Raw genomic sequence first — 17,818 nt, forward strand, 5'->3', positions numbered from 1 at the left:
CGATAGGGGTTAGTCGGCAAGACCTAAGTAGGGGCCGACGTATGGCTTGCAATAGAACAGCGCGGCGAGCAACGTTACAACGAAAAATGCTCCTCGCCAACGACGTCCCGACCATCGTTTATACGCCACCGCGTTTAATATCGCGCATGTGACAGCGGGCCATAACAGCATGGCGAACATGCCCCACAGGAACTTCGCATGCGATGTGCAGTGTTCCATGTCGTTGCAACCCGCTGTATGTGACTTCACCGCGGGCCAACGGATGTGATTGAGGGCGTAGATGGTCACCCACGTGACGAGCAAGCCCCACGCGAAGCCTAGTATAGCGAGCGCCATACGTTTCATTTCACTTCCCAGAATAGGATTTCTTTGGAATTGGCCAGGTCGGAGAACCAGCTGTTGTTTGTCAGTGGGTTGCGGAATTGCGACATGCCAATGCGGAAGCGTAAGAAACTCACGACGGATGGTGTAAATGTGTCCTTGTTCCATAGGTCGATATGACCGCCGCTGAATGTGTCGGCAGAATCGCCATCCTGTCGCCAGTAGCCGAAAAAGTAGATGATACCGGTTCGGTTTCTTATCTTGGTCTGCCAATCTGGACCAGTGATGTTGTCAGGTTTGCCAAGCCCAAGGAACGGGCGAAGCTTTAACCATTCAGCCAGCTCGTACGCGCGTGTCGCTGTCGCTTTGCCACCAAGCATCAGACGGCCTAGCACCTTCTTTCCCGGCATCGGCTTCAACACATTTTGTGAAAACGACTTCATGTCGCTTCCGATGCTGTGAAACGTGACGCTCATGCGAATGGCGCATTGATTCTCATATTCGCCAGTGGGGTCGTCGTAGGGGTCTTTCTTCGGGTACGCGTTCCAAAGCTCTTGAAAGGACAGCACTCGAAGCTGTACAGATTTCTTCGATTTTGGCGTGTCGTTCGTGCGGACCTTCGTAGATGGATTAGGCATAACTCACCCCGGTGTGTCTTTTTGCAATTGCTTCGTCTCCCGAGTAGACGGTGTAGTCTCGGGGGCCGTCGCCGGTGTGGACGCGCGGTAGCTCGCCGTTTGCATCGAGCACGCCGGAATGGATGCGGCCGTCTGCCGTCTCGATGTAATAGGGGTAACCCGCGGGCCCCTGGGCAGTACTGCCGCTACACTTCGCCTCGACCTGCTCATCAAATTCGCCTTGCTTGATCGACACGACGCGGCCCGTTGTCGTTCGGCCCGAAACGACCTCACCGAGACCCTTTAGCCGATCATCACACCATGCTTCACCGGCACGCAAAGCAACGATGCTCGGCGGAGTCGAACAGCCGCACAGGACAATATCGCGGTCTAGTGCGACCTCTCCCTGAAACTTGAGTCGATATGGCCCGCCGGCCTTTGCGATGACGCCGGTGCATTGACATGCAGTGCAGAACGCACTGCCGCCAATCAAGGCTGCTTGATGCCCGTGGACTAGGAATGGTGGCCCGCTGTATGGGCTAATTGTTCCGCCGCTTGAAAGGCTGTCGCCCACAACCGCAATTCTTCTATTCATCGTTTGGCCCTCTCGGAAAGTCACGATGGTAGCCGCACGGCGTAAGGCTATATCTCGATATTGTTCGAAGTACTTGAGAAGGCGTGATCACGCTGGCTGCACTACTTGTCGGACGGTCTCGAACGGTGTTCATTTACCCTTTGTGTTATCAAGCAATGTGCCGACTGCGTTATTCCGTGTTCGCTGGCCCCGTTATTCTCAAGGGCCGTGAGGATGACGAGGTGCATGTGGGTGGGATTCGTGGCGTCGCTTACTTGCCGTGGCCCCCGGAACCGATCGACCAACTGTGCTGCTTGAGGGATGCGTCCCCGTCAGCCGAGCGAAGCGAGGATGGAGCTAGCGGGCGGTATACCGCTCCGTTGGGTGGTGAGTGGTGTCAGAACCATTGCTCGAACCACTCCGGTTTCCTGACTGGCGCGGACACTTAGGCGAGGGCCACTTCGTGGGCCACGGCACCGGGAAGTCATGCGTTATCTGAGCGCCTTTCTTTTGGTTACTTTTCTTTGGCAAGACAAAGAAAAGTAACCGCCGCCCCGCGCAGGGGCGATGCTAATAGACCGACACGATCACAGGTGCTTCACGAAACCGCAAGCGCACCACCAAAACCCCACCCCGACACCAAAACCTGCGGCCCCCTGCCGGAAGGGCAAAATAGCGACAGAAAAAGGCGCTTCCGATAGAACCCGTCGCAAATCCGCAAGACGCTTGCGTCACCCTTACCTAAACTTGATCCTGTTGAACCCTCTTACGAAACCGAAAGGAACGACCATGACGACCTCGACCGTGACCCGCCAGACATTCGATGAAGTGATGGTGCCGGTATTCTCCCCCGCGCCGTTCGTGCCGGACCGTGCAGAGGGCTCGCGCGTGTGGGACACGGCCGGCCGCGAATATGTGGATTTCGCCTGCGGCATCGCAGTGACGTCGCTGGGTCACGGCCACCCGGAACTGCTGAAGGTTCTGGACGAACAAGGCCGCAAGCTCTGGCACATCGGCAACGGCTACACGAACGAGCCGGTGCTGCGCCTCGCCAAGCGCCTCGAATCGCTGACCTTCGCCGACCGCGCGTTCTTCGCGAACTCGGGCGCGGAAGCGAACGAAGCCGCACTGAAACTCGCACGCCGCGTCGCATTCGACCGTCATGGCGCCGACAAATACGAAATCGTGTCGTTCGTCCAGTCGTTCCACGGCCGCACGTTCTTCACGGTCAGCGTCGGCGGCCAGCCGAAATACTCGGAAGGCTTCGGCCCGGTGCCGGCCGGCATCAAGCACCTGCCGTTCAACGACATCGAAGCCGCGAAGGCCGCGATCGGCCCGCAAACCTGCGCGGTGATCGTCGAGCCGGTGCAGGGCGAAGGCGGGGTGATCCCGGCCGATCCGGCCTTCCTGAAGGCACTGCGCGAAGCATGCGACGCGAACGACGCACTGCTGATCTTCGACGAAGTGCAAACGGGCGTCGGCCGCACGGGCCAGTTCTACGCGTACATGGACACGGGCGTCACGCCGGACATCCTCACGACCGCGAAAGCGCTCGGCAACGGCTTCCCGATCGGCGCGATGCTGACGACGAACGAACTGGCCGCACACTTCAAGGTCGGCGTGCACGGCACGACGTACGGCGGCAACCCGCTCGCATCGGCGATCGCGGACAAGGTCGTCGAACTGATCGGCGACCCGGCACTGCTCGAAGGCGTGCGCGAACGCAGCGTTCGGCTGAAGGGCGCGCTGGAACGCATCAATGCACGCTTTGGCATCTTCAAGGACATCCGCGGCAAGGGCCTGCTGGTCGGCGCGGAACTCACCGCCGCATTCGACGGCCGCGCGAAGGACTTCGTCGCAGCCGCCGCCGAGAACGGCCTGATCATGCTGATCGCAGGCCCGAATGTGCTGCGCTTCGTCCCGTCGCTCGTGATCCCGTTCGACCTGCTCGACGAAGGCGTGAAGCGCTTCGAGAAGGCAGTCGAGCAGGTGCTCGCGGCCCAGGAAGCCACCGCGCGCTGATCGGCGCACCCATCGCAGACAGGAACGACGATGCTATTTGTTCGCCCCGGCAAACTCACGGATCTCGATGCGCTCGCGCACATGGCGCGCACCGCGCAGCCGGTCCTGCACTCGCTGCCGCACGACCGCGCGGCGCTCGAAGCGCGCGTGGCGCTCTCCGAGGATTCGTTTCGCGCGGACGTCGATTTCGCCGGCGAAGAGTTCTATCTCTTCGTGCTCGAGGATTCGTCGACGGGCAAGCTGCTCGGCACGGCGAGCATCGTGGCCGCGGCCGGCTACTCGGAACCGTTCTACGCGTTCCGCAACGACGCTCTGATCCACGCGTCGCGCGAGTTGCACGTGAACCGCAAGATCCACGCGCTCACGATGTCGCATGAGCTGACCGGCAAGAGCCGGCTGGCGGGCTTCTACGTCGATCCGTCGCTGCGCGGCGACGCGGCCGCGCACCTGATCTCGCGTGCGCGGATGATGTACATCGCCGCCAACCGCCGCCGCTTCACGCCGGAAGTGTTCACGCTGCTGCTCGGCGTGAGCGACAACACGGGGGCATCGCCGTTCTGGGAAGCAGTGGGCCGCAAGTTCTTCGGCCGCAACTTCACCGACGTCGACATCGCGTCGGGCGGCCGCAGCCGCACGTTCATCGCGGAAGTGATGCCGGCGTATCCGCTCTACGTGCCGCTGCTGCCGGAAGCGGCGCAGCGCGTGCTCGGCGAGCCGAACGAAACGGCACTGCTCGCCTACGACATCCATCTCGAAGAAGGTTTCGAGCCGGACCGCTTCGTCGACATCTTCGACGCGGGCCCGGTGCTGACCGCGCAGGTCGACCGCACCGCATGCGTGAAGCATGGCGCGGAGCGCATCGTGCGCGAAGCCGCGCGTCAGCAGGGCGATGTCGCGTACATGGTGTCGACGGGCAGCGGCGAATCGTTCCGCTGCGTGCTGGCCGACCTGCCGGGCGACACGGCCGACGCGCCGCTGGCCGGCGAGGTGCGCGCGGCACTCGATGTAAAGGATGGCGATGTCGTGCGCTGCGTGCCGCTGCATCGCCGCGACGATGAAGAGATGAAGGGAGACGCAGCATGATCGTCGTTCGGGTCGTACAAACGGGCGACGTCGACGCGCTCGTGTCGCTCGCGAAGGAAACCGGGCCGGGCCTGACCACGTTCAAGCCCGACCGCGACGCGCTCGCCGCGCGCATCGAACGCACGCGCCGCACGCTCGACGGCGAGGCCGCGCCGGGCGAAGCCGGCTACTTCTTCGTGATGGAAGAGTCGAAGACGGGCGACATCGCGGGCGTGTGCGGGATCGAGTCGCAGGTCGGCCTCGAACAGCCGTTCTACAACTATCGCGTGAGCACGGTCGTGCATGCGAGCCAGGAGCTCGGCGTGTGGACGCGGATGCACGCACTGAACATCTCGCACGACCTGACTGGCTACGCGGAAGTGTGCTCGCTGTTCCTGAGCCCGCGCTATCGCACGGGCGGTGTCGGCGGCCTGCTGTCGCGCTCGCGCTTCATGTTCATCGCGCAGTTCCGCGAGCGCTTTCCGGAACGCATCTGCGCGGAATTGCGCGGCCACTTCGACGAAGACGGCACGTCGCCGTTCTGGCGCGCGGTCGGTTCGCACTTCTACCAGATCGATTTCAACGCGGCCGACTATCTCAGTTCGCACGGCCGCAAGTCGTTCCTCGCGGAACTGATGCCGCGCTATCCGGTGTACGTCGACCTGCTGCCGCAGGACGCGCAGGACGCGGTCGGCCTCACGCACCGCGACACGCTGCCGGCCCGCAAGATGCTCGAAGCGGAAGGGCTGCGTTACCAGAATCACGTCGACATCTTCGACGCGGGCCCGGTGCTCGAATGCCACGTCAACGACCTGCGCACGGTGCGCGAAAGCGTCGTCGTGCCGGTCGCGATCGGCGAGCCGGATGCGCGGGACGACGCACCGAAGTCGCTCGTGTCGAATACGTCGCTCGGCGATTTCCGCGTCGGCGTCGCGCCGGGCGTGGTCGCGAATGGCGCGTTCGTGCTGTCGGCCGACGATGCCGCCGCGCTCGACGTGAAGGCCGGCGATCCGGTCCGCGTGCTGCCGCTCAAAGTCAAACAGGGATAAACGAATCATGACGGAACTCTTCATCGACGGCGCCTGGGTCGCAGGCTCGGGCCCCGTCTTCGCTTCGCGCAACCCGGGCACCGACGCGATCGCTTGGCAGGGCGCGAGCGCATCGGCGGCCGACGTCGACCGTGCGGTCGCGAGCGCGCGTCGCGCATTCGCCGGCTGGTCGGCACTCGACTTCGAATCGCGCTGCGCGATCGCCAAGCGCTTCGCGGCGCTGCTCACCGAGCGCAAGGAAGCGATCGCCACCGCGATCGGCCGCGAGACGGGCAAGCCGCTGTGGGAAGCGCGCACCGAAGTCGCGGCGATGGCCGCGAAGGTCGGCATCTCGATCCAGGCGTACCAGGAACGCACCGGCGAGAAGCGCCAGGACATGGCCGACGGCGTCGCGGTGCTGCGCCATCGTCCGCACGGCGTCGTCGCGGTGTTCGGCCCGTACAACTTCCCCGGCCACTTGCCGAACGGCCATATCGTGCCGGCGCTGATCGCGGGCAACGCGGTCGTGTTCAAGCCGTCGGAGCTCGCGCCGGGTGTCGCGCGCGCGACGGTCGAGGTGTGGCAGGAAGCCGGGCTGCCGGCAGGCGTGCTGAACCTCGTGCAGGGCGAGAAGGACACGGGCATCGCGCTCGCGAATCATCGGCAGATCGACGGGCTGTTCTTCACCGGCAGCTCGGACACCGGCACGCTGCTGCACAAGCAGTTCGGCGGCCGTCCGGAAATCGTGCTCGCGCTCGAAATGGGCGGCAACAACCCGCTCGTGATCGGCGAAGTCGAGGACATCGACGCGGCCGTGCATCACACGATCCAGTCGGCGTTCCTGTCGGCCGGCCAGCGCTGCACGTGCGCACGCCGCATCTTCGTGCCGCAAGGCGCGTTCGGCGACCGCTTCCTCGCACGTTTCGTCGACGTCACGTCGAAGATCACGGCCGACGTGTTCGACGCCGATCCGCAGCCGTTCATGGGCGCGGTGATCTCGGCACGCGCGGCCGCGAAGCTCGTCGACGCGCAGTCGCGTCTGATCGAGCAGGGCGCGAAGCCGATCATCGCGATGACGCAGCGCGATCCGCGCCTCGGTTTCGTGAACGCGTCGATCATCGACGTGACCGGCGTGGCGAACCTGCCCGACGAAGAGCATTTCGGCCCGCTCGCGCAGATCGTCCGCTACGCGACGTTCGACGAAGCGATCGAGCGCGCGAACGACACGGCGTTCGGCCTGTCCGCCGGCTTGCTGGCCGACGACGCGCAGGCATGGGACCACTTTCGCCGCACGATCCGGGCGGGGATCGTCAACTGGAACCGCCCGACCAACGGTGCATCGTCCGCCGCACCGTTCGGCGGCACGGGCCGCTCGGGCAATCATCGGCCGAGCGCGTACTACGCGGCCGACTATTGCGCGTATCCGATGGCGTCGGTGGAAAGCACCGAACTGACCTTGCCCGCGAGCCTGTCGCCGGGCCTGCATTTCTGATCGAGGGAACGACGATGAACGCACAAGAAGCCAATTTCGACGGACTCGTCGGCCCGACCCACAATTACGCCGGGCTGTCGTTCGGCAACGTGGCGTCGCTCAACAACGAGAAGTCGGCCGCGAACCCGAAGGCCGCCGCGAAGCAGGGGCTGCGCAAGATGAAGCAGCTCGCGGATCTCGGCTTCGCGCAAGGCGTGCTGCCGCCGCAGGAGCGCCCGTCGCTGCGCCTGTTGCGCGAGCTCGGCTTCTCCGGCAAGGACGCGGACGTGATCGCGAAGGCCGCGAAGCAGGCGCCCGAATTGCTCGCCGCGGCGAGCTCGGCGTCGGCGATGTGGACCGCGAACGCGGCAACCGTCAGCCCGTCGGCCGACACGAGCGACGGCCGCGTGCACTTCACGCCGGCCAACCTGTGCAGCAAGCTGCATCGCGCGATCGAGCACGAAGCGACGCGCCGCACGTTGTCGACGCTGTTCGCCGATCCCGCGCACTTCGCGGTGCACGAGGCGCTGACGGGCACGCCGGCACTCGGCGACGAAGGTGCGGCGAACCACACGCGTTTCTGCGCCGAATACGGCAAGCCGGGCGTCGAGTTCTTCGTGTACGGCCGCTCGGAATATCGCCGCGGCCCCGAGCCGAAGCGCTTCCCGGCGCGCCAGACCTTCGAGGCGAGCCGCGCGGTTGCGCATCGCCACGGGCTCGCCGAAGAAGCGACGGTCTATGCGCAGCAGGATCCGGACGTGATCGACGCAGGCGTGTTCCACAACGACGTGATCTCGGTCGGCAACCGCGACACGCTGTTCACGCACGAGCGCGCGTTCGTCAACAAGCAGGCGATCTACGACACGCTGACCGCCGCGCTCGACGCACGCGGCGCGCGCCTGAACGTGATCGAGGTGCCGGAGGCCGCCGTGAGCGTGAACGACGCGGTGACGTCTTATCTGTTCAACAGCCAGCTGCTGTCGCGCGCGGACGGCTCGCAGGTGCTCGTCGTGCCGCAGGAGTGCCGCGAGAACGCGAACGTCGCCGCCTATCTGGACCAGCTCGCGGCAGGCAACGGGCCGATCCGGGACGTACTGGTGTTCGACCTGCGCGAAAGCATGAAGAACGGCGGCGGCCCCGCGTGCCTGCGCCTGCGCGTCGTGCTGAACGAGGCCGAGCGCGCGGCCGTCACGTCGAACGTGTGGATCAACGACACGCTGTTCACGTCGCTCGACGCGTGGATCGAAAAGCATTACCGCGACCGTCTCGCACCGGAAGACCTCGCCGATCCGACGCTGCTCGACGAATCGCGCACGGCGCTCGACGAACTCACGCAGATCCTGCGCGTCGGGTCGCTGTATGACTTCCAGCGCTGAGTCCCGCATGCCGGGCGCCGCGCTGCTCGACGATTTTCTCGCGTTCACGCTCGCGGGCGACGCGCCGCCCGTGAAGGACGGCACGTGCGCGGACGGTGCGGTGCGCTGGCAATGGCTCGGCGACGGGCTGCTCCAGCTCGAGCCGGCTTCGGCCGATGGGGCCGGCGATGCAGCGAGCGTGCTCGTGTCGGCCGGCGTGCATGGCGACGAGACCGCGCCGATCGAGCTGCTGTCGATGCTCGTGCGCGATGTCGCGGCAGGCACGCTGCCGCTCGCGTGCCGATTGCTCGTCGTACTCGGCAACGTGCCGGCGATGCGCGCGGGCGAACGCTATCTCGACGACGACCTGAACCGCCTGTTCAGCGGCCGTCACGCGCAAGTGCCCGCGAGCCGCGAAGCGCCGCGCGCGGTGCAACTCGAAGCGGCGGCCGCCGCGTTCTTCGCGGCCGCGCCGGCGGGCGGTGCGCGCTGGCACATCGACATGCACACGGCGATCCGCGCATCGGTGTTCGAGCAGTTCGCGCTGCTGCCGCACACGGGCACGCCGCCGACCCGCGCGATGGTCGAATGGCTCGGCGATGCGCGCATCGCGGCCGTGCTGCTGCATACCGCGAAGGGCAATACGTATTCGCATTACACGGCCGAGCATTGCGGCGCGCTCGCCTGCACGCTCGAACTCGGCAAGGTGCGGCCGTTCGGCCAGAACGATCTGTCGCGCTTCGCGTCGGCCGATCATGCGGTGCGCAAACTCGTCTCGGGCGCGCCGCGCGACGTCGACCATCCGCCGTTGCCGCGCGTGTTCACGGTGATCGACCAGATCACGAAGCAGAGCGACGCGCTCGAGCTGTTCGTCGCGGCCGACGTCGCGAACTTCACGGCGTTCGCGCGCGGCACCGTGCTCGCGCAGGACGGCGACTACCGCTACACGGTGCAGCACGACGAGGAGCGCATCGTGTTTCCGAATCCGACCGTGAAGCCGGGTTTGCGCGCGGGCCTGCTCGTCGTCGACACCACGCGCGAGACGCTCGCCGCGCTCGTCTGACGGAAGGCCGGCGGTGCGCGGCTGCGGTGATCCGTCGCCCGCGCATCGTCCGGCAACATCCCCGCAGTGCGTCGACGCCCGCCTGCCGCGCAGACGGCCCGCGCGTCGCGCCTTGCGTATTTGCGACATCGTCTTGCAAGTTCGACGGCGCATCCGGCCGTCATCGCGCATGCAGTGCAGCATCGTGTGCCGGCGGCCGCTTTGCCGTATCGGGCCGCGCGGATTGGTACAATCGCGCCCTTGCGGCTGTTGCGCCGCATCAAGGCGCGGCATCGGCATTGTCGTTGTCATCCGACCCTGCAATGATGCATGCGCCCGTAGTTCCGGAACATTCGAGTATCGAGGAGAACACCTGATGAAGTTGGATTGGCGTAAAGTGGCCGCGCATGCGGTGGTGGCGGCATCGGCCGTGGCGGCAGGCAGCGCGATGGCTGCGGATCTGAAGGAGATCCGGTTCGGCGTCGAGGCCTCGTACGCGCCGTTCGAATACAAGACGCCCGACGGCAAGCTGACCGGCTTCGACATCGACATCGGCAACGCAGTGTGCGCGAAGCTGAAGACGAAGTGCGTGTGGGTCGAGAACGACTTCGACGGCCTGATCCCCGCGCTGCAGGCGCGCAAGTTCGACGCGATCAACTCGGACATGACGATCACCGACCAGCGCAAGCACGCGATCGCGTTCACCGATCCGATCTACACGATCCCGAACCAGCTGATCGCGAAGCAGGGCAGCGGCCTGCTGCCGACCCCGCAAGCGCTGAAGGGCAAGCGCGTCGGCGTGCTGCAGGGCACGATCCAGGAAGCGTACGCGAAGAAGAAGTGGGCGCCGGCCGGCGTCGACGTCGTGCCGTACCAGACGCAGGACCTGGCTTACGCCGACCTGAAGTCGGGCCGTCTCGACGCGACGTTCCAGGATTCGGAGGCGGGCTCGAAGGGCTTCCTGTCGAAGCCGCAAGGCCAGGGCTTCGGCTTCGCCGGCGGCACGGTCAGCGATGCGGAGATCCTCGGCTCGGGCGTCGGTTTCGGTCTGCGCAAGAACGACGCGGCGCTGAAGACGGCGCTCGATCAGGCGCTGAAGGAACTGAAGGCCGACGGCACGATCGACAATCTCGCGAAGAAGTACTTCAGCGTGCCGGTCACGCTCAAGTAAGCGTTTCGATCCGTCGCACGATTCAGCCGGCCGCTTTCGCGGCCGGTTTGCTTTTGGGGCGCCGCTTGCGTTACGCGGGGAAGAACCGCCCCAGTTCGCGCGCGAGCTCGTTCAGCACGCTCATCTCCTGCTGCGTGATCTTGCGCGCAGGCTGCGCACCGGCCCAGTCGCCGTACAGCAGGCCGACGGTCTTCGTGCCGACGCGCACCGGCAGCAGCACGAACGCGCGCGTGCCGGGAAGCGCATCGAGATACCACGCGGGCAGGCGCTTCACCATCTTCGGGTCCTGCGCCTGCTCGATGAAGATGCCGACCGAGTTCGTGATCGCGAGATGGAACACGTCCGGCTCGAAGCGCTCGTCGAAGCACAGCCGGTCGAGCGCCGCATCGACGTCCGGGCCGAAGCCGAGCCGCGCGGCGAACGCGCCGTCTTCACGGCGCACGAACATCACGGTCCGCGTGAACGCGAGGCCCGCGAGCAGGCTTTCCGACGCGAGTGCGAGCACCGGCGTCAGCACGTGTTCGGACGGCAGCGCGCGCAGGTCGGCGAGGCCGGCCTCGAGGCATGCCTCGGGATCGGGCTGCGCCCGCGCGATCGCGTCGGCGTTCGCGCGCAGCTCGACGATCTCGCGCATCACGGTGTCGCTCGCTTCCTCGCGTGCGAGCCGGTCGGCGATTTCCACCAGCGCGCCGGCGTCGATGTCCAGCTCCTGCTCGTAGTGCTGCGCGAGGGCCGCGATATGCGCCTCGCGCTGCGGGCCTGCGGGCATCGCGAGCGCACCGGCGACGTCGGTCGAGCAGCGGCTCACCGCGCGCAGCCAGCGCACGCGGTCGGGGCTGTCGTCGGCGCTGGCGTCGCGGGGCCGCTGGCGGTCTTCGTCGATGTCGTCCTCGTCGAGGCCGTCGCTGCCGCCGTCGCCGTCGGCCATGCCGGCGCGGATCACGTCGGGCAGCCGCCAGCTCGCGGCGGCCTCGAGACCGATCTCGTCGAAGCCGACGCCCAGGACGTCGACACACGCGGCCGCTTCGTCGCCGTTCAGCTCGGCGGCGCGGCGCCGGATCCGGTCCCACTCGCTGTCGAGATAGCACACCACCAGCAGCTTGCCGACCTGACGCATCAGCGTGCAGACGACGGCTTCCTCGCCGCCGCGCAACTCGGCGTGCTCGGTCAGCTTGCGGGCGACGCAACCGGACAGCAGCGCGCGGTTCAGCTCGAGCTTCGCGTCGATGCGGCGCGGCGTGCTTTGGTGGAAATGGTCGACGAGCTTGAGCCCGACGACGAGATGGCCGACGGTGTCCATGCCGAGCACCATCAGCGCCCGCGTGACGGTCGTGATGTTGCCGCCGAACGCCATGTACATCGCGGAATTGGCGAGCCGCAGGACTTTCTGCGTGAGCGCGAAATCCGACAGCACGACGCGCACGAGCGCGGTGAAGTCGAGGTCGTCGTTCGTCATCGCGGCCATCGTCGCGCGTAGCGACTCCGACAGCAGCGGGAAGTCGCCCCGTTCGTTCATCCGGGCCCACAGCTTGTCGAGCAGCGCCGTGCGGGGCAGGTGTGCGGTGATTGACATAATACGGATGTATCCGGTTCGCCGCGCGTGTCAGGCGGCGTGCAGGCGCAGCTGCTGCGCCTCGAAGCGCCGCGCGAGCTCCTCGGACGGCAGCGCCTGACAGACGAGCCAGCCCTGGATGTGGTTGCAGCCCATCTCGGTCAGCAGCTCGCGCTGCGCCTCGGTCTCGACGCCTTCCGCGACGAGCTCGAGATCGAGCGTTTGCGCGAGGCCGACCACGGCCGACACGATCGCGCGATCGTTGCGTGACGTCAGCAGGTTCTCGACGAAGCTGCGGTCGATCTTCAGCTTCGCGAGCGGGAAGCGCTGCAGGTACGCAAGGCTCGAATAGCCGGTACCGAAATCGTCGATCGCGAAGCGGATGCCGAGCGCGGTCAGCTCCTCGAGCAGCCCCTTCGCCTGCGCGGGATCGTGCATCAGCAGGCTTTCGGTGATTTCCAGCACGATGCGGCGCGGGTCGATGCCCGTCAACGCGATCGCCTCGCGCACGCTTTGCGCGAAGCGCGGGTCGCGGAACTGCTGCGGCGACACGTTGACCGCCACGTACTGCAGCGCGAGCCCCTGGCGATCCCAGGCGACGAGCTGCATGCACGCGGCCTTGAGCACCCAGTTGCCGAGATAGTTGATGAGGCCGATCGACTCGGCGAGCGGAATGAAGGTTGCCGGCGGCACGAGGCCGTGCACCGGATGACGCCAGCGGATCAGCGCCTCGACGCCGTCCACCGCACCCGACTGGCTGCGCGTGATCGGCTGGAAGTGCAGCGAGAACTCGCCGTTGCGCACGCCGTCGTACAGGTCGGCCTCGAGCTTCAGTCGTTCCGCGTCGGCCGGGTCGTCGACCGGCTCATGGAACGCGAGCGCATTGCCGCCGGACGCCTTTGCCTGCGCGAGCGCATGGTCGGCGCGGCGCAGCAGCGGGCTGTGATGCTGCGCGCGGTGGGGCGCGGCGCGTTCGTCCGGGTACAGCGCGATGCCGATGCTCGCGGACAGGTGGACGGTCTGCCCCTGGTAGGCGTAAGGCTCACGCACCGCGGCCTGCAGCCGGCGCGCGAGCGCGTCGGCGGCATTGCTCGCCCGCGTGCGGTCCGGCGCGGTGAACACGATCGCGAACTTGTCGCTCGCGACGCGCGCGAGCTGCTCGCCGGGCGCGACGAGCGCCTGCAGCCGCTGCGCGGTGTCGCGCAGCAGCGTGTCGCCGGCGTCGTAGCCGAGCGCGCGGTTGATGCGCTGGTAGTCGTCGAGGTCGAGCAGCAGCAGCGCCGCGCAGGTGCCGCTTTCGTCGGCGGCCTGTTGCGCGCGCATCAGCGCGGGCACGAGCGCCGACAGATTGTCGAGCCCCGTCATCGGGTCGTGGTGCATTTCGTACGTCAGGCGCGCCTCGAGCGCACGCCAGGCCGACACGTCGAACGCCGCGATCGCGAAGCCATCGACGCCGTGATGGCGGCTCTTGAACGCGCGGATCTCGACGTCGAGCGGGTAGGTGAGCGACTTCACGATGCACATCGTCGCCTTCTCGACCTGGCCGGAACGCGCGGCGCGCGCAAGCAGGCTTTCGAGCGCCGCGGTATCCTGTTCCGCGATCAGGTCGCGCAGCGTCAGCGTGTGCAGGTAGTCGCGGTGATAACCGATGAAGCGCAGGCTCGCGTCGGACACGTACAGAAAGCGCAGCTCGCGGTCGACATGGGCGAGGAAATCCACCGTGCCGACCGTCTGTTCCAGCCAGTTGCGCACGGTGTCGTCGCGGCGCGGCGCGCCGGCGCGTGCAGGCATCAGCGCGCCGCCCGACCAGGCGAAGCGGCGCAGCGTATGCAAGGCGTTGCGCCAGGAGCCCTTGCGTGGCGTCTGTTTCCTGTTGGCTTCCATGTATCTCGCTGACGTGAAGGGCTGGAACCGGCTGTCCGGAAGGAATAACGGCAGACTACGCGGAATCTTTAACCGGTCGGCCGCGGCTGGCGCTGCCGCCGGACCGGGGCATGCACACCGGCGTTCGACAGTCGAACGCCGGTGTGGCCTACATCGAGGCTGACTTTATAAGAAATGAGGACGCAGATGAAGCGAAAACTGTTGGTGGGCGCCGCGGCGGCGCTGATGGTGGCCGGCCATGCGCTGGTTGCGCAGGCGCAACTGAAGCCGGGCGACACGGCGCCCGACTTCACGACGCAGGCGTCGCTGGGCGGCAAGACGTACGCGTACTCGCTGGCCGATGCGCTGAAGCACGGGCCGGTCGTGCTGTACTTCTACCCGGCGGCGTTCACGACGGGTTGCACCATCGAGGCCCATGCGTTCGCGGACGCGGTCGATCGTTACAAGGCTTACGGCGCGACGGTAATCGGCGTATCCGCGGACAACATCGACACGCTGACGAAGTTCTCGGTGAGCGAGTGCCGCAGCAAGTTCCCGGTCGCGGCCGATCCGGACGCGAAGATCATCCGCGAATACGACGCGAAGCTGCGCGCGCTCGATCGTGCGAACCGCGTGTCCTACGTGATTTCACCGGAGCGGAAGGTGCTGTACGAATACACGAGCCTGTCGCCCGACAAGCACGTCGAGAACACGCTCGGCGCGGTGAAGGCGTGGGCCGACGCGCATCCGAAGCAGTAAGCCGGAGGCAGCAGGCGCGCAGTCGGGCGGCCCGCATTGCGGGCCGCCGGCACGACGAAATGCGCCGCCCCGTGGCGGCTCGGGCGTGTGTTACGCGCGCAACGCCTGTTCGATCGGCACGCTGCCGCCGACGAAGCCGACCACCTTGCGCGAAATGCCGAGCTTGATCGCCTCGATCGCGGCCCATGCGACGTCCTGGCGCGACACCGGCGGCGCCGAGTCGAGTGGTTCCTCGGTCAGCGCGATCTTGCCGACGCCTGGCCCGTCCGCGAGCGGGCCGGGGCGCAGGATCACGTAGTCGATGCCCGACGCGATCACGCGCTCGTCGCCTTCGCGCTTCATCTGCGAGTAGTGGCGCAGCACGTCGCCGCTGCGCTCCGGCCAGTAGGCGCTCAGCGAACTGATCACGACCAGCTTCTGCACGTTGTAGGCAAGCGCATGCTCGGCCGTGCGCGCGACCGCGTCGCGGTCGATCTGCTCCTCTTCGGCGGCGCCTTCCGATTCCGCCGAGCCGGCCGCGTAGATCACGTGCGTGATGCCCTGGAACGCGTGCGAGAAATCGCCCGTCAGATCGGCCTCGACGACCTTCGCGCCCGGCAGCGCATAGCCATGCCGGCGCACCAGCGCAGTCACCTCGAATTCCGGCTGCTCGAGCAGCAGATCCGCGCAGGCCCGACCCGTGCGGCCGGTCGCGCCAATCAGCAATACCTTCGTCGTCATGAAACCGCTCCTTGCGCGATGCGTCATCCTCCCAGATAGGGACGGACGACCGATACTCAAGTGTATGTCGATTTGGGGCGGCGGCGCGCGGGTAATTGGGGCTGTACCACTCGGTAACGGCCGGCGCCGCAACCTGTTATCCGCGCGGTCGCGCGCATGGATGGCGGAATCGACCCGCCGACCGGCTATCATGTGCGCGATGCATTCTTCGCCGCTACGCAATACAACGCGGCGACCAACCGGTTGGAGTACACATGGCATTACCCCTGGACAACGTCAGCATGGCCGTGTTCTGCGACTTCGAGAACGTCGCGCTCGGCGTGCGCGACGCGAAGTACGAGAAATTCGACATCAAGCCCGTGCTGGAGCGGCTGCTGCTGAAAGGCAGCATCGTCGTGAAGAAGGCGTATTGCGACTGGGAGCGCTACAAGGGCTTCAAGGCGTCGATGCACGAGGCGAGCTTCGAACTGATCGAGATTCCGCACGTGCGCCAGTCGGGCAAGAATTCGGCCGACATCCGGCTCGTCGTGGACGCGCTCGACCTCTGCTACACGAAGTCGCACGTCGACACGTTCGTGATCATCAGCGGCGACTCGGATTTCTCGCCGCTCGTGTCGAAGCTGCGCGAGAACGCGAAGAAGGTGATCGGAGTCGGCGTGAAGAAGTCGACGTCGGACCTGCTGGTCGCGAACTGCGACGAATTCATTTTCTACGACGACCTGGTGCGCGAGCAGCAGCGCGCGCTGGCGAAGCGCGAACAGCAGCGCACGGGCAACGGCGGCGCGAAGCGGCCCGACGAGCCGTCGCGCAAGCCGGAGCTGGAAGTGCGCCGCAGCGAGGCGATCGCGCTCGCGGTCGAGACGTTCGATGCGCTGGCATCGGAGCGCGACGACGTCGGCAAGATCTGGGCGTCGGTGCTCAAGAGCGCGATCAAGCGCCGCAAGCCGGACTTCAACGAGTCGTATTACGGCTTCCGCGCGTTTGGCAACCTGCTCGACGAAGCGCAGGCGCGCGGCCTGCTCGAAGTGGGCCGCGACGACAAGTCGGGCGCGTTCGTGTCGCGGCCGCGTCAGCCGGCCGTGGCCGAACCGGTGATGGCGCACCGCGACACGGGCGGCGCGCACCACGGTCATGGCGGACGCCACGCGGAGCCGGCGCCGGCCGAGCGTGGGGCGCGACGTCGCGGGCAGCGCGCGGAAGCGGCCGCGCCCGAACGCGAGCAGGTCGACATGGAAGAGGCGATCGTCGACGTGACGAGCGAGGCGGCCGAAGCAGCCGAAGTAACCGAAGCGGTCGAGACGCACGGCGACGCGAAGGACGGCCGCAAGCGCGCGCGCAAGAGCCCGGCGAAGAAGGCCGGTGCGAAGAAGGGCGCCGGCGCGAAGCACGGCGGCGACGCGCGCGCGGACGGCAAGCACGCCGAAGCGGCACATCGCGACGCGGAGCATGGCGACGACCGACACGTTGCGGCGCAGCATGCGGCGCCGACGGCCGACGACCACGTCGCGGCGGCACCCGCCGCGCAGCCGTCGCACGACGCAGCACCGGCCGTACCGGCGGCCGAGCCGGCCGGGGAAGCGGCTGGTGAAGCACCCACCGGCACCAAGCCGAAGAAGCCGGCTCGCAAGACGGCGACCCGCGCGCGTCGTCCGCGCAAGACGGCGGCTGCCGCCGAGTAACGGCGGCAGGGCGGGGGCCGGTGCCCGACGCGACGGCACCACCCGCCACCCGCGGCCGGGCGCCCGTTGCGCGTGCCGTCACGTCGGCCGGCGCAACGCCGGCCGATGCGTTCCGTTATCCGTTCAGCACATACGGCTGGGTCATCACTTCGAGGAAGTGACCGTCAGGATCGTCGAAATACACGCCGCGGCCGCCGTTATGGCGGTAGATGTCATCGGGCTGCCGCTTGGCCGGATCGGCCCAGTGCGGCAGCCCTCGCTCGCGAATGCGCGCATACACGCGATCGAAGCCGGCTTCGTCGGTCAGAAATGCATAGTGCTGCGCCGTGATGTCTCCCGCCTTCTCGTAGAAATCGAGCGACACGCCGTTGTCGAGCTGGACGACCAGCATCGCGCCGAATGGTGTCGGCGTGGGCAGTTCCAGAAGCTCGGCGAGAAAGCGGCTCGACGCATGCTTGTCGCGGCACCAGACGATCGTATGGTTCAGCTGGGTGTTCATGACGGGTCCCCGGAACGGGGTGCGAGGATGGGCATGGACACACGATAGCCGATCGCGGTGGGTGTGCAAGCCCGTCAAGCGGC

The 17,818-nt window shown here is 66.7% G+C and carries 15 protein-coding genes; 9 read left to right on the forward strand and 6 right to left on the reverse strand.

Annotated elements, in window-relative coordinates:
- Positions 1 to 341 precede the first annotated feature (341 nt).
- Complete coding sequence (locus WS75_RS21650; protein WP_059683008.1) at positions 342 to 959, reverse strand: type VI secretion system amidase effector protein Tae4; 618 nt, start codon at positions 957 to 959, stop codon at positions 342 to 344.
- Positions 952 to 1,533, reverse strand: a complete 582-nt coding sequence (locus WS75_RS21655) for a PAAR domain-containing protein (protein WP_059683011.1) — start codon at positions 1,531 to 1,533, stop codon at positions 952 to 954. The genes WS75_RS21650 and WS75_RS21655 overlap by 8 nt, the downstream gene beginning before the upstream one ends.
- A 768-nt stretch (positions 1,534 to 2,301) precedes the next feature.
- Between WS75_RS21655 and WS75_RS21660 the strand changes: the two genes are divergently transcribed.
- The 7 genes from WS75_RS21660 to WS75_RS21690 all read left to right on the forward strand — a co-directional run bounded on the left by WS75_RS21660 (position 2,302) and on the right by WS75_RS21690 (position 10,663).
- Complete coding sequence (locus WS75_RS21660; RefSeq protein ID WP_059683013.1) at positions 2,302 to 3,534, forward strand: aspartate aminotransferase family protein; 1,233 nt, start codon at positions 2,302 to 2,304, stop codon at positions 3,532 to 3,534.
- Between the two features lie 30 nt (positions 3,535 to 3,564).
- On the forward strand, positions 3,565 to 4,617 hold the full coding sequence (aruF, locus tag WS75_RS21665) for an arginine/ornithine succinyltransferase subunit alpha (protein ID WP_059683016.1): 1,053 nt from the start codon (positions 3,565 to 3,567) through the stop codon (positions 4,615 to 4,617).
- Positions 4,614 to 5,645 carry an arginine N-succinyltransferase gene (gene astA, locus WS75_RS21670; protein ID WP_059683018.1) on the forward strand — a complete coding sequence of 344 codons (1,032 nt, stop codon included), beginning with the start codon at positions 4,614 to 4,616 and terminating at the stop codon, positions 5,643 to 5,645. Before aruF ends, astA begins: the two co-directional genes overlap by 4 nt.
- 7 nt (positions 5,646 to 5,652) lie before the next feature.
- A complete protein-coding gene (astD, locus tag WS75_RS21675) occupies positions 5,653 to 7,116 on the forward strand; it encodes a succinylglutamate-semialdehyde dehydrogenase (RefSeq protein WP_059683020.1) in 1,464 nt (487 codons plus the stop codon).
- Positions 7,117 to 7,130: 14 nt separating this feature from the next.
- Positions 7,131 to 8,471 (forward strand): N-succinylarginine dihydrolase, encoded by a 1,341-nt coding sequence (astB, locus tag WS75_RS21680; RefSeq protein WP_059683022.1) that lies wholly within the window; start codon positions 7,131 to 7,133, stop codon positions 8,469 to 8,471.
- Positions 8,472 to 8,478: 7 nt separating this feature from the next.
- Positions 8,479 to 9,513 (forward strand): succinylglutamate desuccinylase, encoded by a 1,035-nt coding sequence (gene astE / locus WS75_RS21685; protein ID WP_179948936.1) that lies wholly within the window; start codon positions 8,479 to 8,481, stop codon positions 9,511 to 9,513.
- Between the two features lie 355 nt (positions 9,514 to 9,868).
- Positions 9,869 to 10,663, forward strand: a complete 795-nt coding sequence (locus WS75_RS21690; RefSeq protein ID WP_059467138.1) for an ABC transporter substrate-binding protein — start codon at positions 9,869 to 9,871, stop codon at positions 10,661 to 10,663.
- Between the two features lie 70 nt (positions 10,664 to 10,733).
- On the opposite strand, the gene WS75_RS21695 is transcribed toward WS75_RS21690, so the two are convergent.
- Together WS75_RS21695 and cdpA are read right to left on the reverse strand one after the other, a co-directional pair.
- Positions 10,734 to 12,236, reverse strand: a complete 1,503-nt coding sequence (locus tag WS75_RS21695) for an HDOD domain-containing protein (protein WP_059683026.1) — start codon at positions 12,234 to 12,236, stop codon at positions 10,734 to 10,736.
- A gap of 30 nt (positions 12,237 to 12,266) precedes the next feature.
- Positions 12,267 to 14,006 carry a cyclic di-GMP phosphodiesterase CdpA gene (cdpA, locus tag WS75_RS21700; RefSeq protein WP_218919283.1) on the reverse strand — a complete coding sequence of 580 codons (1,740 nt, stop codon included), beginning with the start codon at positions 14,004 to 14,006 and terminating at the stop codon, positions 12,267 to 12,269.
- A gap of 279 nt (positions 14,007 to 14,285) precedes the next feature.
- Here cdpA and WS75_RS21705 point away from each other — a divergent pair, with 279 nt between their 5' ends.
- The gene (locus WS75_RS21705; protein WP_059683030.1) at positions 14,286 to 14,837 is read left to right on the forward strand and encodes a peroxiredoxin; all 552 of its coding nucleotides are present in this window, start codon (positions 14,286 to 14,288) and stop codon (positions 14,835 to 14,837) included.
- A 90-nt stretch (positions 14,838 to 14,927) separates the two neighbouring features.
- Here WS75_RS21705 and WS75_RS21710 read toward each other — a convergent pair whose 3' ends face one another.
- Positions 14,928 to 15,557 carry an NAD(P)H-binding protein gene (locus tag WS75_RS21710; RefSeq protein ID WP_059683031.1) on the reverse strand — a complete coding sequence of 210 codons (630 nt, stop codon included), beginning with the start codon at positions 15,555 to 15,557 and terminating at the stop codon, positions 14,928 to 14,930.
- 254 nt (positions 15,558 to 15,811) lie between these two features.
- Here WS75_RS21710 and WS75_RS21715 point away from each other — a divergent pair, with 254 nt between their 5' ends.
- Positions 15,812 to 17,236 (forward strand): NYN domain-containing protein, encoded by a 1,425-nt coding sequence (locus WS75_RS21715; protein ID WP_059683033.1) that lies wholly within the window; start codon positions 15,812 to 15,814, stop codon positions 17,234 to 17,236.
- A 115-nt stretch (positions 17,237 to 17,351) separates the two neighbouring features.
- Here the strand turns inward: WS75_RS21715 and WS75_RS21720 are convergent, their stop codons facing one another.
- Positions 17,352 to 17,735 carry a VOC family protein gene (locus WS75_RS21720; protein WP_059683035.1) on the reverse strand — a complete coding sequence of 128 codons (384 nt, stop codon included), beginning with the start codon at positions 17,733 to 17,735 and terminating at the stop codon, positions 17,352 to 17,354.
- Positions 17,736 to 17,818: the final 83 nt, after the last annotated feature.

Source organism: Burkholderia sp. FL-7-2-10-S1-D7, assembly GCF_001524185.1.
Classification (GTDB): domain Bacteria; phylum Pseudomonadota; class Gammaproteobacteria; order Burkholderiales; family Burkholderiaceae; genus Burkholderia; species Burkholderia diffusa.

Excerpts from the sequence above, each read along its gene's own strand:
- WS75_RS21660 (WP_059683013.1), top strand. The coding sequence starts at position 2,302 with ATGACGACCTCGACCGTGACCCGCCAGACATTCGATGAAGTGATGGTG.
- aruF (WP_059683016.1), top strand. The coding sequence starts at position 3,565 with ATGCTATTTGTTCGCCCCGGCAAACTCACGGATCTCGATGCGCTCGCG.
- WS75_RS21710 (WP_059683031.1), bottom strand. The coding sequence starts at position 15,557 with ATGACGACGAAGGTATTGCTGATTGGCGCGACCGGCCGCACGGGTCGG.
- WS75_RS21690 (WP_059467138.1), top strand. The coding sequence starts at position 9,869 with ATGAAGTTGGATTGGCGTAAAGTGGCCGCGCATGCGGTGGTGGCGGCA.
- WS75_RS21695 (WP_059683026.1), bottom strand. The coding sequence starts at position 12,236 with ATGTCAATCACCGCACACCTGCCCCGCACGGCGCTGCTCGACAAGCTG.
- astE (WP_179948936.1), top strand. The coding sequence starts at position 8,479 with ATGCCGGGCGCCGCGCTGCTCGACGATTTTCTCGCGTTCACGCTCGCG.
- WS75_RS21650 (WP_059683008.1), bottom strand. The coding sequence starts at position 959 with ATGCCTAATCCATCTACGAAGGTCCGCACGAACGACACGCCAAAATCG.
- astB (WP_059683022.1), top strand. The coding sequence starts at position 7,131 with ATGAACGCACAAGAAGCCAATTTCGACGGACTCGTCGGCCCGACCCAC.
- astD (WP_059683020.1), top strand. The coding sequence starts at position 5,653 with ATGACGGAACTCTTCATCGACGGCGCCTGGGTCGCAGGCTCGGGCCCC.
- WS75_RS21705 (WP_059683030.1), top strand. The coding sequence starts at position 14,286 with ATGAAGCGAAAACTGTTGGTGGGCGCCGCGGCGGCGCTGATGGTGGCC.
- WS75_RS21720 (WP_059683035.1), bottom strand. The coding sequence starts at position 17,735 with ATGAACACCCAGCTGAACCATACGATCGTCTGGTGCCGCGACAAGCAT.
- astA (WP_059683018.1), top strand. The coding sequence starts at position 4,614 with ATGATCGTCGTTCGGGTCGTACAAACGGGCGACGTCGACGCGCTCGTG.
- cdpA (WP_218919283.1), bottom strand. The coding sequence starts at position 14,006 with ATGCCTGCACGCGCCGGCGCGCCGCGCCGCGACGACACCGTGCGCAAC.
- WS75_RS21655 (WP_059683011.1), bottom strand. The coding sequence starts at position 1,533 with ATGAATAGAAGAATTGCGGTTGTGGGCGACAGCCTTTCAAGCGGCGGA.
- WS75_RS21715 (WP_059683033.1), top strand. The coding sequence starts at position 15,812 with ATGGCATTACCCCTGGACAACGTCAGCATGGCCGTGTTCTGCGACTTC.